General features: G+C 67.3%; 14 protein-coding genes and 1 tRNA gene. 7 read left to right on the forward strand and 8 right to left on the reverse strand.

What is annotated here, in order from left to right; translation table 11 throughout:
• Positions 1–104: 104 nt before the first annotated feature.
• The 4 genes from htpX to def all read right to left on the reverse strand — a co-directional run bounded on the left by htpX (position 105) and on the right by def (position 3,354).
• Entirely contained in the window at positions 105–962 is an 858-nt protein-coding gene (htpX, locus tag SY91_RS02225; RefSeq protein WP_023476430.1) for a zinc metalloprotease HtpX, read from the reverse strand.
• A gap of 100 nt (positions 963–1,062) precedes the next feature.
• Positions 1,063–1,704: a LysE family translocator gene (locus tag SY91_RS02230; RefSeq protein WP_023476431.1), complete on the reverse strand. Its 642-nt coding sequence runs from the start codon at positions 1,702–1,704 to the stop codon at positions 1,063–1,065.
• Between the two features lie 119 nt (positions 1,705–1,823).
• Positions 1,824–2,816 (reverse strand): methionyl-tRNA formyltransferase, encoded by a 993-nt coding sequence (gene fmt, locus SY91_RS02235; RefSeq protein ID WP_023476432.1) that lies wholly within the window; start codon positions 2,814–2,816, stop codon positions 1,824–1,826.
• A 34-nt stretch (positions 2,817–2,850) separates the two neighbouring features.
• A complete protein-coding gene (gene def, locus SY91_RS02240; RefSeq protein WP_006485794.1) occupies positions 2,851–3,354 on the reverse strand; it encodes a peptide deformylase in 504 nt (167 codons plus the stop codon).
• A 185-nt stretch (positions 3,355–3,539) separates the two neighbouring features.
• Here def and dprA point away from each other — a divergent pair, with 185 nt between their 5' ends.
• From dprA to SY91_RS02255, 3 genes are all read left to right on the forward strand, one after another.
• Positions 3,540–4,853 carry a DNA-processing protein DprA gene (dprA, locus tag SY91_RS02245; protein ID WP_185921040.1) on the forward strand — a complete coding sequence of 438 codons (1,314 nt, stop codon included), beginning with the start codon at positions 3,540–3,542 and terminating at the stop codon, positions 4,851–4,853.
• Between the two features lie 36 nt (positions 4,854–4,889).
• Complete coding sequence (locus SY91_RS02250) at positions 4,890–5,270, forward strand: thioredoxin family protein (protein ID WP_006477457.1); 381 nt, start codon at positions 4,890–4,892, stop codon at positions 5,268–5,270.
• A gap of 193 nt (positions 5,271–5,463) precedes the next feature.
• Entirely contained in the window at positions 5,464–8,061 is a 2,598-nt protein-coding gene (locus SY91_RS02255) for a DNA topoisomerase III (protein ID WP_011546488.1), read from the forward strand.
• Positions 8,062–8,192: 131 nt separating this feature from the next.
• Here the strand turns inward: SY91_RS02255 and SY91_RS02260 are convergent, their stop codons facing one another.
• Complete coding sequence (locus SY91_RS02260) at positions 8,193–9,242, reverse strand: LysR family transcriptional regulator (protein ID WP_006485796.1); 1,050 nt, start codon at positions 9,240–9,242, stop codon at positions 8,193–8,195.
• A 429-nt stretch (positions 9,243–9,671) separates the two neighbouring features.
• Between SY91_RS02260 and SY91_RS02265 the strand changes: the two genes are divergently transcribed.
• The gene (locus SY91_RS02265) at positions 9,672–10,685 is read left to right on the forward strand and encodes a D-2-hydroxyacid dehydrogenase family protein (protein WP_011546490.1); all 1,014 of its coding nucleotides are present in this window, start codon (positions 9,672–9,674) and stop codon (positions 10,683–10,685) included.
• A 46-nt stretch (positions 10,686–10,731) separates the two neighbouring features.
• Here the strand turns inward: SY91_RS02265 and SY91_RS02270 are convergent, their stop codons facing one another.
• Positions 10,732–11,598: a patatin-like phospholipase family protein gene (locus tag SY91_RS02270; protein WP_023476435.1), complete on the reverse strand. Its 867-nt coding sequence runs from the start codon at positions 11,596–11,598 to the stop codon at positions 10,732–10,734.
• An 8-nt stretch (positions 11,599–11,606) separates the two neighbouring features.
• Positions 11,607–12,011 carry a PaaI family thioesterase gene (locus tag SY91_RS02275; RefSeq protein ID WP_006477449.1) on the reverse strand — a complete coding sequence of 135 codons (405 nt, stop codon included), beginning with the start codon at positions 12,009–12,011 and terminating at the stop codon, positions 11,607–11,609.
• Positions 12,012–12,200: 189 nt separating this feature from the next.
• Between SY91_RS02275 and SY91_RS02280 the strand changes: the two genes are divergently transcribed.
• Positions 12,201–12,276 (forward strand) — tRNA-Lys (locus tag SY91_RS02280).
• A gap of 190 nt (positions 12,277–12,466) precedes the next feature.
• Positions 12,467–13,513, forward strand: coding sequence for a DUF3592 domain-containing protein (locus SY91_RS02285; protein ID WP_043887628.1), 1,047 nt, complete (start codon positions 12,467–12,469; stop codon positions 13,511–13,513).
• A 36-nt stretch (positions 13,514–13,549) separates the two neighbouring features.
• On the opposite strand, the gene SY91_RS02290 is transcribed toward SY91_RS02285, so the two are convergent.
• Positions 13,550–14,164, reverse strand: coding sequence for a CGNR zinc finger domain-containing protein (locus tag SY91_RS02290; protein WP_023476437.1), 615 nt, complete (start codon positions 14,162–14,164; stop codon positions 13,550–13,552).
• An 81-nt stretch (positions 14,165–14,245) separates the two neighbouring features.
• On the opposite strand from SY91_RS02290, the gene SY91_RS02295 reads away from it, so the two are divergent.
• Complete coding sequence (locus tag SY91_RS02295; protein ID WP_023476438.1) at positions 14,246–15,061, forward strand: alpha/beta fold hydrolase; 816 nt, start codon at positions 14,246–14,248, stop codon at positions 15,059–15,061.
• The last annotated feature ends 21 nt before the right edge of the window (positions 15,062–15,082 follow it).

The following is a 15,082-nucleotide window of genomic DNA, read 5'->3' on the forward strand; positions in this document are numbered from 1 at the left end:
CTTTGGCCCCTTTACGGCGCGCACAAATGAAACACCCCGCAGCGCGAAGCATGCGGGGTGGCGGGGCGGCCCCGCGCGGCAGCAGCCGCGCGGGTCGCCGGGGGTCACTCGAAGCGGCCGGTGCGCGCCATCTCCATCAGGCGGGCGATGCGCTCCTCGGTGGCCGGGTGCGTCGAGAACAGGTTCTGCAGGCCGCCGCCGTGCAGCGGGTTCATGATCATCATCTGCGCGGTGGCCGGATGCGCCTCGGCCGCCTGGAACGGGATGCCCGCCGCATAGCGGTGGATCTTGTCGAGCGCGGTGGCGAGCGACTGCGGATCGCCGGAAATCTGCGCGCCGCCGCGGTCGGCTTCGAACTCGCGGGCTCGCGAAATCGCCATCTGGATCAGCGCGCCTGCGATCGGGGCGAGCAGCGCGACCGCGATCCCCGCGATCGGGTTGGCCGGCCGGCCGTTCTCGTCGCGCCCGCCAAAGAACATCGCGAAGTTCGCGAGTGCCGAGATCGCGCCCGCCATCGTCGCGGTGATCGTCGAGATCAGGATGTCGCGGTGCTTCACGTGCGCGAGTTCGTGCGCCATCACGCCGCGCATCTCGCGCTCCGACAGCACGCGCAGGATGCCCGTCGTCGCGGCGACCGCCGCATGTTCGGGGTTGCGGCCCGTCGCGAACGCGTTCGGCGCATCCTCGTTGATCAGGTAGACGCGCGGCATCGGCAGGTTCGCGCGCGTGGCCAGCTCGCGCACCATCCGGTAGAACTGCGGTGCCGTGCTCTCGTCGACTTCCTGCGCGTTGTACATGCGCAGCACCATCTTGTCCGAGAACCAGTACGAGAAGAAATTCATGCCGAGCGCGAACAGCAGCGCGATCGTCATGCCGCGCGAGCCGCCGATCATCCCGCCGATCACGATGAACAGGGCCGTGATCGCGGCCATCAGCATCGCCGTTTTGACCCAATTGAACATACCCACTCCTTATCCGTCAGGGGACCCGCCGCACCTCACAGGGCACGGCGGAAAATTGTAAGCGATTTGTTAGATAAGGTCTTGCCGGAAAAATTCAATGTCAGTGTTGCGAAGCGGCCAGACGAAGACCGAGGCCGACGAAAGCGCTGCCAACCGTGCGATCGAGCCACTTCCTGACGCCCGGCTTGCCGGAAAATCGCTGTGTGACACTGCCCGCCACCCACGCAACCAGGCTCGTCCAGACCGTGCTCATCGCGACGAACACCGCGCCGAGGGTCAGGAACGCCCAGGCCTTGTGCGGACTGTCGGCCGACACGAACTGCGGGAAGAACGACACGAAGAACAGCACGACCTTCGGATTCAGCACGTTGGTCCAGAAACCCTGCATGAACAGCTGGCGCAGCGGCTTGGCGGCCGCGGCCTGTGCGGCCGCGGCGCCCGACGGCGCGGTGGCCTGCTTCGCGATGATCATCCGCACGCCGAGATAGATCAGGTACGCGGCGCCGACCAGCTTGATCACCGTGAACGCGGTGGCCGACGCCGCCAGCAGCGCGGTGAGGCCGAATGCGCAGGCGAGCGCGTGGACACAGCAGCCGGCCGAAATGCCGAACGCCGACATCAGCCCCGCGCCGCGCCCCTGCGCGACGCTGCGGCCGACGATGTAGGCCGTATCGGGGCCGGGCGTGATGTTCAGCAGGAAGACCGCGAACACGAAGAAGCCGAAATGGGTGATGCCGAACATGAAAACCTCGAAACCGGGGAGCGCAGGGAAATTCTACGCGTGCCTGCCGCCCCGCGCGACTCGGCCGTCCGGCCAGTTGCGCCGGGCCGGCAGACCGGGTCGAATGGTGCTCAGGCCTGTCAGTCGACGTCGGGCAGCGCGAAACGCTGGCCGGCGGCGAGCGGCGAACCGGCGAGGAATTCGCGTGCAGGCAGCCGCTTGCCGCCGGGCTTCTGCAGCTGGGTGACGCGCAGCGCGCCGCTGCCGCATGCGACCACCACGCCTTCCGGCGCGGCTTCGACGATCGTGCCGGGCGCCGCGCTGGCAATCGTGCCATGCGCCGCCACGGGCTCGGCCGCCCACAGCTTGATGGCCGCGCCGTCGAGCGTCGCGACGCCGCCCGGGAACGGGTCGAACGCACGCACCTGGCGCGCGAGTACGTCGGCAGGCTTGCGCCAGTCAAGCGCCGCTTCGTGCTTGCCGATCTTTTCGGCGTAGGTCACGCCGTCGGCCGGCTGCGGCGTCGCCGGCAGCGTCCCGTCGCGCTCGAGCCGCACGAGCGCGTCGACGATCAGCCGCGCGCCGTCGGCGGCGAGGCGGTCGTGCAGCGTCGCGGTCGTATCGTCGGGCGCGATCGCGATGCGCGCCTCCTCGATCATCGCACCGGTGTCGAGGCCGACGTCCATCTGCATCAGCGTGACGCCCGTCTCGGCGTCGCCTGCCTCGATCGCACGATGGATCGGCGCCGCGCCGCGCCAGCGCGGCAGCAGCGATGCGTGAATGTTGATGCAGCCGGCGCGCGGGATATCGAGCACTTCCTGCGGCAGCAGCAGGCCGTACGCGGCCACCACCATCACGTCGTGCGGCGTCGTGCGCAGCAGTTCGATCGCGTCGGCCGCCTCCGCCGGGTACTTGCCCGCGCGACGCAGCGACGGCGGCTGCGCGACGGCCATCCCGTGCTCGACCGCGTAGCGCTTCACGGCGCTCGCCTGGAGCTTCATCCCGCGCCCGGCCGGGCGATCGGGCTGGGTGAGCACGAGCGGCACCGGGAAACCGGCCTCGTGGATCGCGGCAAGGGCAGCCGCGGCGAATTCCGGCGTGCCGGCAAAAATCACGCGCAACGTATGGGTCATGACAGCGTTCGGGGTCGGGCTGGGCGCACGCGCATTACATCGCGCGTTCGAGTTTCTTCATCTTCGTCTTGATACGCGTCTGCTTGAGCGGCGACAGATATTCGACGAACACGCGGCCCATCAGGTGATCCATCTCGTGCTGGACGCACACGGCGAGCAGGCCTTCGCAGTCGAGCTCGAACGTCTCGCCCTGCTCGTTGAGCGCACGCACGCGCACGTGGTCGGGGCGTTCGACTTCGTCATAGATGCCGGGCACCGACAGGCAGCCTTCTTCATAGGTCTGCTTCGCGTCGCTCGACCACACGATCTCCGGGTTGATGAACGCGCGCAGCTCGTTCTTCTCTTCGGAGACGTCGATCACGATCACGCGCTCGTGCACGTCGACCTGCGTGGCCGCCAGGCCGATGCCGGGCGCCGCGTACATGGTCTCGGCCATGTCGGCGACGAGCTTGCGGATCCGGTCGTCGACCTTGTCGACGGGCTTCGCGACCTTGTGCAGCCGCTTGTCGGGGTAATGAAGAATATTGAGCAATGCCATGGTGTTCGGTATTCGGTGGAGCGGCGTGCCGCATCGGCCATCCGGCCGGCTGGCGCCGCCGCCGGGATGCAATGAAGATGAGGCGGATGCGTGGCATATCAATGCCGCGGATCGCGCCTCCTGCAATCGGCCGCGTGCCTGCGCGCACGGCCCTGTCGAGTATTTCGGATGATGAAAATTTTATCATGGCGCCACGCGCTCCGCTGGCCGCCGCATTCGAGGGCCGCCTCATGTCCCCGCAAGCGTTGATGCCCGCCGCGCTGCGCGCCTGGCTGCAGCTCGCGCATGCGCCCGGTCTCTCGCCCGCCGTGCTGCAGGTGCTGCTCGCGGCTTTCGGCTCGCCGGACGCGCTGCTGCGCGCGCCCGACGAGGCAATCGCCGCCGTGGTCAGCCCCGCCGCCGCGCAGGCCGTGCGCGCGAGCGAGCGCGACGGTCTCGATACGCGCACCGACGCCGCGCTCGCGTGGCTCGACGGACCGGGCAACGTGCTCGTCACGCTGAGCGATCCGGCCTACCCGCCGCGGCTGCGCGATCTGCACGATCCGCCGCCGCTGCTATATGTAAAGGGGCAGCTCGACCTGCTGCACGCACGCGGCCTCGCGGTGGTCGGCAGCCGCCATGCGACGCCGCAGGGGCTCGCCGACGCCACGCATTTCGCCCACGTGTTGTCCGACGCGGGCCTCACGATCGTCTCGGGCCTCGCACTCGGCATCGACGGCGCCGCGCATCGTGGCGGGCTCGACGGCCGCTCGGGCACCGTCGCGGTGATCGCGACGGGCGCCGATCTCGTCTACCCGGCGCGACACCGGGCGCTCGCGCACGAAATCGCCGCACACGGCGCGATCGTGTCGGAATGGCCGCTCGGCACGCCGGCCCGCGCCGCGCATTTCCCGCAGCGCAACCGGCTGATCGCCGCGCTCGCGATCGGCGCGCTCGTCGTCGAGGCCGCCCCGCGCTCGGGTTCGCTGATCACCGCGCGGCTCGCGAACGAATTGGGGCGCGACGTGTTCGCGATGCCCGGTTCGATCCACGCGCCGCTCGCGCAGGGCTGCCACGCGCTGATCCGCGACGGCGCGAAGCTCACCGCGGCGCCGCTCGACGTGCTCGAGGAATACGGGCTGGGCGAACCGGCGGCGCGCGCAACGAGCGGCGCAATGCGAGCCGGTAATCAGGGCCCGAATGTCGACGAAATCCGCGAACCCGAAGCTGCCGGCATCGCGCAAGCGGATCGCCCTGCCGCGACCACCGCGCCGGCCTCCATCGAAGCCGCTCCGCCAGGCACCCCGTCGGAACAGGCGGTGCTCGCCGCGCTGGGATACGGCCCCGTGACGTACGAATGGCTGGCCGAGCACAGCGGCCTGTCCGACGACGTGCTGCATGGCGCGCTGCTCTCGCTGGAACTGACCGGCCGCGTCGCGAGCGTCGCCGGCGGACGCTTCGCGCGGCTTGACGCCGCGCCCACCCCCTCTGCGCGGGGCGTGCTACATTCCCCGGCATAGGGGCGGCCCGACCGCCGACGCTACCCAAGGAATTCCATGCCCGCGCTGAATCTCGACACCGATGCAGATCGGATCGCCGAGCGCCTCGCCGATCCCGGCACGTTGCTGGTCGCCTGCCTGTGCGCCGAATGGTGCGGCACGTGCCGCGACTACCGGAGCGCCTTCGACCAGCTCGCCGATGCGCATCCGGACGCCTGCTTCGCCTGGATCGACATCGAAACCCATGCCGACCGCCTCGACGATCTCGACGTCGAGAATTTCCCGACCATCCTGATCGAGGATGCCCACACCGCCCGCTTCTTCGGCACGGTGCTGCCGCACGCGGCGATCGTCGAGCGCATGCTGTCCGACCTGAGTGCGGTGCCCGGTGCGCCGCACGCACCGAAATTGCGCGACATCCTGAACGTCGAAGCCTGAATTCGCGGGCCCGCCCGGCGGTTTTGCGCAGGTTGGCGCGGCCCGCCGCGCCGGGCGCTTGCCGCCATTGCAGCCCCCCTCTATGATGAGCCGCTTTTTACACGCCGAGCCGCCGTCGCTGCGGCGTGTGCTATAAAGCGGTCGTAAAAGGGACCCACAACCGGCGAACCCGGTCTACCAACACACACCTGTCATGTCCAAAGCACTGATCATTGCGGAAAAGCCTTCTGTCGCGAACGACATCGCACGCGCTTTGGGCGGCTTTACCAAGCATGACGAGTATTACGAGAGCGACGATTTCGTCCTTTCGTCCGCTGTCGGCCACCTGCTGGAAATCGCCGCCCCGGAGGAGTACGAGGTCAAGCGCGGGAAATGGAGCTTCGCGCATCTGCCCGTCATTCCCCCGCATTTCGACCTGAACCCGATCGCAAAAAGCGAGTCGCGCCTCAAGGTGCTCACGAAGCTGATGAAGCGCAAGGACGTCGACCGCCTGATCAACGCATGTGACGCGGGGCGCGAGGGCGAGCTGATTTTCCGCCTGATCGCGCAGCACGCGAAGGCGAAACAGCCGGTCCAGCGCCTGTGGCTGCAATCGATGACGCCGCAGGCGATTCGCGACGGTTTCGCGAACCTGCGCAGCGACACGGACATGCAGCCGCTCGCCGACGCCGCACGCTGCCGCTCGGAAGCCGACTGGCTCGTCGGGATCAACGGCACCCGCGCGATGACCGCGTTCAACAGCAAGGGCGGCGGCTTCTTCCTGACCACCGTCGGCCGGGTTCAGACGCCAACGTTGTCGATCGTCGTCGAACGTGAAGAGAAAATCCGCCGCTTCATCCCGCGCGACTACTGGGAAGTGAAGGCCGAATTCGCGTGCGCGAGCGGCTTCTACGAAGGGAAGTGGTACGACCCGAAATTCAAGCGCGACGAATTCGATCCGGAAAAGCGCGACTCCCGCCTGTGGAGCCTGCCGGCTGCCGAGACGATCGTCGCCGCCTGCCGCGACCAGATCGGCACGGTGTCCGAGGAATCGAAGCCGTCGACGCAACTGTCGCCGCTGCTGTTCGACCTGACGAGCCTGCAGCGCGAAGCGAACGGCCGTTTCGGCTTCTCCGCGAAGAACACGCTCGGTCTCGCGCAGGCGCTGTATGAAAAGCACAAGGTGCTGACGTACCCGCGTACCGACGCGCGCGCGCTGCCGGAAGACTACCTGTCGACCGTGCAGTCCACGCTCGAGATGCTCAAGGAGAGCAACAACTACCTGCCGCACGCGAAGCAGGTGCTCGACAAGGGTTGGGTGAAGCCGAACAAGCGGATCTTCGACAACTCGAAGATCAGCGACCACTTTGCAATCATCCCGACGCTCCAGGCGCCGAAGGCACTCTCCGAGCCCGAGCAGAAGCTGTACGACCTGGTCGTGAAGCGCTTCCTCGCCGTGTTCTTCCCGGCGGCCGAATTCCGCGTCACGACCCGGATCACCGAAGTCGCCGGCCATCACTTCAAGACGGAAGGCAAGGTGCTGGTCGAGCCGGGCTGGCTGCAGGTGTACGGCCGCGACGCCGAAGGCGCGGACGCGAACCTCGTGCCGGTGCAGAAGGACGAGAAGGTGAAGACCGACGAGATCGCCGCCGTCGCGCTCGTGACCAAGCCGCCCGCACGCTACTCGGAAGCGACGCTGCTGTCCGCGATGGAAGGCGCGGGCAAGCTGGTCGAGGACGACGAGCTGCGCGAGGCGATGGCCGCGAAGGGCCTCGGCACGCCGGCCACGCGTGCGGCGATCATCGAAGGCCTGCTCGGCGAAAAGTACCTGCTGCGCGAAGGCCGCGAACTGATCCCGACCGCGAAGGCATTCCAGCTGATGACGCTGCTGCGCGGCCTCGGCGTGAAGGAACTCACGGCGCCCGAGCTCACCGGCGAATGGGAATACAAGCTGTCGCAGATGGAGCGCGGCAATCTCGGCCGCGACGCGTTCATGCAGGAAATCGCCCGCATGACGCAACAGATCGTCAAGCGCGCGAAGGAATACGATTCCGACACGATCCCCGGCGACTACGCGACGCTCGAGACACCGTGCCCGAATTGCGGCGGCCAGGTGAAGGAAAACTACCGCCGCTTCGCGTGCACGAAATGCGACTTCTCAATCTCGAAAATCCCGGGCAGCCGGCAGTTCGAGATCCCGGAAGTCGAGGAGCTGCTGCAGAAGAAGGAAATCGGGCCGCTGTCCGGCTTCCGAAGCAAAATGGGCCGCCCGTTCTCGGCGATCCTCAAGCTGTCCTTCGATGACGAGACGAAGAACTACAAGCTCGAGTTCGATTTCGGTCAGGACCAGGGCGGCGAGGAAGGCGAAGCGCCCGACTTCTCCGCGCAGGAGCCGGTCGGCGCGTGCCCGAAGTGCAAGGGCCGCGTGTTCGAGCACGGGATGAGCTACGTGTGCGAACACTCGGTGGCAAACCCGAAGACCTGCGACTTCCGCTCGGGCAAGGTGATCCTGCAGCAGGAAATCACGCGCGAGCAGATGGGCAAACTGCTCGCCGACGGCCGCACGGATCTGCTGCCGAACTTCAAGTCGTCGCGTACCGGCCGCAACTTCAAGGCGTTCCTCGTGAAGCAGCCGGACGGCAAGATCGGTTTCGAGTTCGAGAAGAAGGAACCGAAAGCCGCTGCCGCGAAGAAGACGGCCAAATCGGCGACGAAGGATGCCGAAACCGTGACGGAAGGCGCCGAAGAGAAACCGGCACCGGCCCGCAAGACCGCCGCCCGCAAGACGACGGCGCGCAAGACGGGTTCGTGACGGCCCGGCCGCCGGGCGCCGCTTGCGGCGCGCCCGGCTCCGGCACGCAGCCATAAAAAAAACGCGGATCGAACGATCCGCGTTTTTTCTTTGTGCCGGCTGTAGCGCTGCCGGCCCGGGCCGCTGCGTCGTTACAGCGGCGACGGCACCGCCACGCGCGTGCGCGGCGAGCGCGCCAGACGCGGCTGCAGGTTCGGATCGGTCGATTCGGGCTGCTCGGCACGCATCTCGACGCCGATCGGCGGCAGCGTCGCGCCCTGCGCGGCCCACTGTTCGCCCATCATCGCGTCGGTCGAGTGGCTGAAATGCTCGACGAGATGGTCGATGAACGTACGCACCTTCGCCGGTAGATGGCGCCGGCTCGGGTAGGCGATGTTGATCTCGACCTGCGGCAGCCGGAAATCCGGCAGCAGCCGCACGAGCGCGCCGCGCGCGATATCGCTGCCGATCAGGTAGCTCGGCAGGATCGCGACCCCCATCCCGAGCAACGCGAACTGGCGCAGCATCGCGGTGTTGTTCGCGACGATCACGTTGGTCGGGCGCACGCGCACTTCGCCGTCCGGCCCCGTGAACACGCGCTCGTCGCCCCAGTATTCGGTCGGCAGGCTCAGGGCCGGGTGCTCGGCGAGTTGTTCCGGATGCGTCGGCACGCCGTGCTTCTCCAGATAGCTCGGCGTCGCGCACACGGTCATGCAACCGGTGGTCAGGCGCCGCGTGACGATGCTCGCGCTACGCATCTGGCGCGTGACGACGATGCCGACGTCGAAACCTTCCTCGACCAGATCGACCTGCCGGTCGACCAGCGTGAGATCGGGCACCACCTTCGGGAAATTCTCCGTGTACGACTGCAGCACGGGGGCGAGGTTGTGCAGGCCGAACACCACCGGCGCGACGATGCGCAGCGTGCCGACCGGCTCGTGATTGCGTGCGACGACCATCTGCTCGACGTCCTCGAGCTCGTCGAGGATCTGGCGGGCACGCTCCAGATAGACCTGACCCGACTCCGTCAGGGAAAGGCTGCGCGTGGTGCGGTTAAGCAAACGCGTGCCGAGCCGGCCTTCCAGATCGGCGACGTGGCGCGTCGCGACCGCGTTGGAGATATCCATTGCGCTCGCGGCCCGCGCGAAACTGCCGAGATCTGCAACCTTGACGAACACGCGCATCGACTGCAAATGATCCATAAACGACTCCTGCCGCTGTTACAACTTCAAAAAGATGAAGCAAATGCGTAATTCTCCTACGACAGCGGAAATGATGCAGAGTTGCTCAACAAGGGGCCGGTTGACGATAAAAATAGTCAAAAATCCTCGGCTTCTGCGGATAGTTGATCCAATTATTCTGCCAAGAGCAACAATTGGGTGAACCTCGTCGAGTAAATGGCCGAATCAGGAAGGACATATTTGATGCGACACAACAGCGCACCCTGTTGCACCGCGCGGGAGCGGCGCCGGGTGTGGCTGGCGCTGATTGCGGCGGAGCGTAACAACCTGTTAAAAAGACACCATGGAGGCGGCCGACGTAGCATCATGTCGGCCCCGGCCGGGCGGGACGGGTGCGCAAGGTGCGCCGCCGCCACGGCCCCGCTTTCAACGCGCGACACCCCGTTCACCATGAAAATTGCCATCCTCGACGACTACCAGGACGCCGTCCGCAAGCTGAACTGCTTCGAGATGCTCGCCGGCCACGACGTAAAGGTCTTCAACAACACGGTGCGCGGCCTCGGACAGCTCGCCAGCCGTCTGGCGGAAGTCGAGGCGCTCGTGCTGATTCGTGAACGGACCCCGATTACGTCCCAGTTGCTCGCCAAGCTGCCGAACCTGCGCATGATCAGCCAGACCGGCCGCGTGTCGAGCCATATCGATCTCGACGCGTGTACCGACCGCGGCGTCGCGGTGCTCGAAGGCACCGGTTCGCCGGTCGCGCCGGCCGAGCTGACCTGGGCGCTCGTGATGGCCGCCCAGCGCCGCATTCCGCAATACGTCGCGAACCTGAAGCAGGGTGCGTGGCAGCAGTCGGGCCTGAAGACGTCGGCGCTGCCGCCGAACTTCGGCCTCGGCCAGGTGCTGCGCGGCCAGACGCTCGGCATCTGGGGCTACGGCAAGATCGGCCGGCTCGTCGCCGGCTACGGCAAGGCATTCGGGATGAACGTGCTGATCTGGGGCCGCGAGCATTCGCTCGAAGCCGCGCGCGCCGACGGCTACACGGCCGCCGAGAGCCGCGAAGCGCTGTTCGAGCAAAGCGACGTGCTGTCGCTGCACCTGCGCCTGCACGACGACACGCGCGGCATCGTGAAGCAGGAAGACCTGATGCGGATGAAGCCGACGTCGCTGCTCGTCAACACGAGCCGCGCCGAGCTGCTCGAGGAAAACGCGCTCGTCAACGCGCTGTCGCACAACCGGCCGGGCATGGTCGCGATCGACGTGTTCGAAAGCGAGCCGATCCTGCAGGGCTACAGCCTGCTGCGGATGGAAAACGTGATCTGCACGCCGCACATCGGCTACGTCGAGCGCGAAAGCTACGAGCTGTATTTCAGTGCCGCATTCCGCAACATTCTCGCGTTCGACGACGGCGACATGTCGAGCGTCGCCAACCCGGAAGCGCTCACGCCGATCCGCAAGCGCTGATCGCACGGGCTGCGCGCATCGCGCGGCCCCCTTTCATTCCCGCTCTTCAGGCGGCCACGCGGCCGCCCGTCATCGCGCCGACGCGCGTGAGGAAGTGCTCGCCGTCGCGCCGCCCGAGATCGTACGCATGCCGCATCTGCGACGGGCTCGTGTAATCCCAGCTCGAAATCGGCACCTTGCTCGACGGCTGCACGTACAGCCGCCGCTGCTCGCCATGCGCGACCGTGAACATCTGTGGACGCGGATACAGCCGCGTGACCAGCACCAGCACGTCGCCCGGCGACGGATCGAGCGCATCGACCGGCACGTTGTCGACCATCCCGCCGTCGAGCACCGGCCGGCCGCCGCGCCGCAGCACCGGCGTGAACGGCGGCGTGCAGGACGACTGCAGGATCAGGTCGGCGAGTTCGTCGACGTGCGTGCAGGCCTGCGCCCGCACGAATTCGGGGCGAAAACCGAGCGTGCGCCCGAGCGTCGGGTGCAGCGTCTTGCGCACGTACTTCTCGATGTTGTAGGCGATGAGGCCGGCCGCGACCGCGCTGCGCGCGCCGAGCCAGCGCGGCACGTGCGACACGCCGATGCGGATCTCCGGCGCCGCGGCGAGCTGCGCGAACGGCTCGCCGTAGATGTCGAGCAGCGCCTGACGATAGATCCGGTAATGCGGAAACACGGGCTCGCGCCCGAACAGGTTGCCCCAGTAGGCATTCTTCCGGTTGTGGCGCAGCGCCTCTTCGTAATAGCGCATCACCCATGCGGCGTCGCGCGTATACAGCATGCAGGCGGTGGCCGCGCCGGCCGAGATGCCGGTGATCACGCGCGGGCGCAGGGCGAGGGCCGGCTGGGCGACATCCCAGAAGCCGGCCTGCCACCAGCAGCGATTGCCGCCGCCCGCAAAGACGATCTGGTCGAACATCGCGCCGCTCAGCTGACGAGCGCGTAGGTCGACGTCGCGTGAACGGCCATCTTGCCGTCCTCGTCGAACAGCTCGACTTCGCCGAACACGAGGTTGCGGCCCATTCGCAGCACGCGCGCGGTGACGAGCACGTCGCCCTTGCGCACGGGACGCATGAAGTTGGTGTTCAGCGACACCGTCGTCATCGGCCGGAATTCGCCGAGCGCGGCCGAGATCGCGACCACCATCGCGGTGTCGGCGGCCGCCGTGAACACCTGGCCGCAGATGATGCCGCCCGAATGACGGAACTCGCCGGAAAACGGCAGGCGCAGCGTGACGCTGTCATCGCCGATCGACACGGGGACCAGACCCAGCGAGCGGACCCACGGGGCCAGCAGGCGATCCAGCAATTCGCGGACTGCGTTTTCGTCCATCTTCGATGTCCAGAAAGCGTTGCGCGACCGCCGCGTAACGCGTGTGGCGTCATCATACCGGGAGCGCGCGAACTGCGATCGCTCGTTACCGCGCCGACAGCCGTCGTTGTCTTGACGAAATATTTTCAGGAAATTTGCACAAAGGGCTTGCCATGCCCTGAAAACCCCGGCATAATCTTTCTTCTGTTGGGGGCGTTAGCTCAGTTGGTAGAGCAGCGGACTCTTAATCCGTAGGTCGAGTGTTCGAGTCACTCACGCCCCACCAGGAATTTCAAAGGCCGGTCAGCGAAAGCTGACCGGCCTTTTCCGTTTTGGCGCGCCGCACTCGCGACACGGACCCTTCGCGGCGGTATGCAACCGCACGCCTGTCGCGCATCGTTTCCGCTAGAATCGTCCGACAAATATCACACGACCGGCGCCAGGCATCGTCGTTTGCCCGCCGGCACTGAGAGAACATGGGACGTCAGACATGGAAGCATGTGAACGAGACGCGACCATTCAGAGGGCATGGTTGCGTCAATATCGGCCCGTCCGTCGCGATGGGCCGTTCACCGGGGCACACCCGAATCCGCGCGACGCACGAACCGGATCGCGTCATGCCGGGTAAGGACGCGCTGATCGCGCTGATGATCGGTGTCGTCCTGTTCGTGCTGGCCGGCGTACTCGCCGTCACGGCCGGCCGGGAACCCGGCCACCTGGTCCGCGCGCCGGGCACGGTCGTGCGGATCGTCCAGGACAGCGATGCGATGCGCGCGTACCGGCCGATCGTCGCCTACCTCGCGAACGACGGCCAGCGCCGCGAAGTCGCCGGCAATACCGCGTCGACGGTCCCCGCATACGACATCGGCGAAAACGTCGACATCCTGCTCGACCCCGATCATCCCGAGCGCCCCGCGCTGATCGACGATTTCACGCAACGCTGGTTTCCGGTGGCCGTGCCGACGCTGCTCGCCGTCGCGTCGTTCGCGATCGGCGGGCTGCTGATCGCCAGCGAGCGCCGCCGACGGCAATCGGACCCGGCACCACGCCGCGCCGCACGCAAGCCGGCACAGCGCCGCTGGGATGTCGCGATCGTGCTGATTCCGATCGCGATCGGCACGGGCTTCCTCGCCGGCGCCGGCGCGGCCGGCCTGCGTCAGTGGCAAATCGTCCACCACTATGCGCGTTCGACCGGCCACGTCGTCGAGATCGCGAAAAACGGGCGGTCGTCGCGGTCGCGCACGGCGCTGTATTCGGCCGTCGTCGCGTTCACGACCGACAGCGGGCGACTCATCACGTTCGCCCAGGGCTCGGCATCGTCGCACCCCGGGCTGCACGAAGGCGACGCGGTCAACGTGCTGTACGACCCCGTCACGCCCGAGCGCGCGCTCGTCGACCGCTTCTGGGATCGCTGGGGCCTCACGGCCATCCTGTTCGCGATCGGTGCGCCATTCCTGGCAGCGGGGCTGTTCGTCGCCGCGACGTTATGGCCCGATCATCGGCCGCACGAAGCCGCTCAATGACGCACGCGCGGCGCGGCAATCGCCGCGACGCGCGCATCACCGCTCCCTGAACGCCTCCACCTTCGCGCGATTGCCGCACGTGCGCATGTCGCACCACCGCCGCCCGACGCCGCGGCCGCGATCGACGAAGAACCACGTACACCGGCCACATTGCCGCACGCGCGCGAAATCGTCGCTGCGCATCAGATGCTCGAAACCGAGCGCGACCGCATCGACCCAGCGCGACGCGGCCCGTGCATCGGGCCGCCATGCAAAGCGGCCGCCGACCGCGTCGAATGCGCTGCGCCCGATCGCGTCGCGGATCGCCACCGCGAGCCGCTCCGCCGCGCGCGCGCCCGCGCTGCCGCCGCCTTCGGCCGTCAGATGCGCGATCGCGATGTATGCGTCGTCGCGAAAGCGGCGCAGCGCCGCCAGTTCATCCGGGCCGTCCTGGCGCGGATGACGCAGCAGCCGCGTCAGATCGTCGGGCGCCAGCAATCCCGCTTTCCCGGCCCACGCCCGCACAGCCGGCCAGTCGACGAGCTTCTCCTCGTCGCGCGTCTTGCCCGTGTCGGCCACCGTATTGAGGAAGTCGAGCGCCGGATGGCCGCCGATGAAATCGGCCGCACGCCATTCGTACCCGGGTCGCGCCGGGTCGGATCGAGTAACCATTTATTTTCGCCTATCAGTTTCACATCCGGAGAATCCGGCGTAACCTGTTAACAACGAAAACAGGTTATCACGGAGAAGCCGATGCTCGAACTCCCGAACCGCTTCAATTTCGAAGGCCACCGGATTGCATGGGGCACGCTCGGCGAAGGGCCGCCGCTCGTGCTGGTGCACGGCACGCCGTTTTCGTCGCAGGTCTGGCGCCGGATCGCGCCGTGGCTCGCGCGACGCCATCGCGTGTATTTCTATGACCTGCTCGGCTACGGCCAGTCCGACATGCCGGACGCGGACGTGTCGCTGGGCCGCCAGAACGTGCTGTTCGGCGCGCTGCTGAATGAATGGAAACTGGCGCGGCCGCGTGTGCTCGCGCACGACTACGGCGGCGCAACCGTGCTGCGCGCGCACTTTCTCGGCGGCATCGCGTATGCGGATCTCACGCTCGTGAACCCGGTCGCGATCGCGCCGCAAGGCTCGCCGTTCGTGCGTCACGTCGCGCAGCACGAAGCCGCGTTCACCGGCTTGCCCGCATACGCACACCATGCGCTCGTGTCGGCGTATATCGGCCAGGCAGTCGCACGGCCGTTGAGCGACGACGTGCTGTCGATCTACCGCGAGCCGTGGCTCACGCCGGCCGGCCAGGCCGCGTTCTATCGCCAGATCGCGCAGATGCGCCAGCGCTACATCGAGGAAGCGGAGGCCCGCTACGCGCCGCCGGACTTTCCGGTGCGCATCGTGTGGGGCGAGGACGACGTGTGGATTCCGCTCGAACAAGGGCAGACGCTCGCCGATCGCATCGCGAACGGCCAGTTGATCCGGGTCCCGCACGCGGGCCATCTGGTTCAGGAGGATGCGCCGGAAGCGATCGTCGCCGCCGTGCTCGACGGGTACACGCCCGGCTGAGCATCGCCGCACGCGTATCGC

The organism is Burkholderia cenocepacia, assembly GCF_014211915.1.
Classification (GTDB): domain Bacteria; phylum Pseudomonadota; class Gammaproteobacteria; order Burkholderiales; family Burkholderiaceae; genus Burkholderia; species Burkholderia orbicola.

Bases quoted from the DNA above. Each gene is read 5' to 3' on its own strand.
- htpX (WP_023476430.1), bottom strand. From the start codon at position 962: ATGTTCAATTGGGTCAAAACGGCGATGCTGATGGCCGCGATCACGGCC.
- SY91_RS02230 (WP_023476431.1), bottom strand. From the start codon at position 1,704: ATGTTCGGCATCACCCATTTCGGCTTCTTCGTGTTCGCGGTCTTCCTG.
- fmt (WP_023476432.1), bottom strand. From the start codon at position 2,816: ATGACCCATACGTTGCGCGTGATTTTTGCCGGCACGCCGGAATTCGCC.
- def (WP_006485794.1), bottom strand. From the start codon at position 3,354: ATGGCATTGCTCAATATTCTTCATTACCCCGACAAGCGGCTGCACAAG.
- dprA (WP_185921040.1), top strand. From the start codon at position 3,540: ATGGCGCCACGCGCTCCGCTGGCCGCCGCATTCGAGGGCCGCCTCATG.
- SY91_RS02250 (WP_006477457.1), top strand. From the start codon at position 4,890: ATGCCCGCGCTGAATCTCGACACCGATGCAGATCGGATCGCCGAGCGC.
- SY91_RS02255 (WP_011546488.1), top strand. From the start codon at position 5,464: ATGTCCAAAGCACTGATCATTGCGGAAAAGCCTTCTGTCGCGAACGAC.
- SY91_RS02260 (WP_006485796.1), bottom strand. From the start codon at position 9,242: ATGGATCATTTGCAGTCGATGCGCGTGTTCGTCAAGGTTGCAGATCTC.
- SY91_RS02265 (WP_011546490.1), top strand. From the start codon at position 9,672: ATGAAAATTGCCATCCTCGACGACTACCAGGACGCCGTCCGCAAGCTG.
- SY91_RS02270 (WP_023476435.1), bottom strand. From the start codon at position 11,598: ATGTTCGACCAGATCGTCTTTGCGGGCGGCGGCAATCGCTGCTGGTGG.
- SY91_RS02275 (WP_006477449.1), bottom strand. From the start codon at position 12,011: ATGGACGAAAACGCAGTCCGCGAATTGCTGGATCGCCTGCTGGCCCCG.
- SY91_RS02285 (WP_043887628.1), top strand. From the start codon at position 12,467: ATGGGACGTCAGACATGGAAGCATGTGAACGAGACGCGACCATTCAGA.
- SY91_RS02290 (WP_023476437.1), bottom strand. From the start codon at position 14,164: ATGGTTACTCGATCCGACCCGGCGCGACCCGGGTACGAATGGCGTGCG.
- SY91_RS02295 (WP_023476438.1), top strand. From the start codon at position 14,246: ATGCTCGAACTCCCGAACCGCTTCAATTTCGAAGGCCACCGGATTGCA.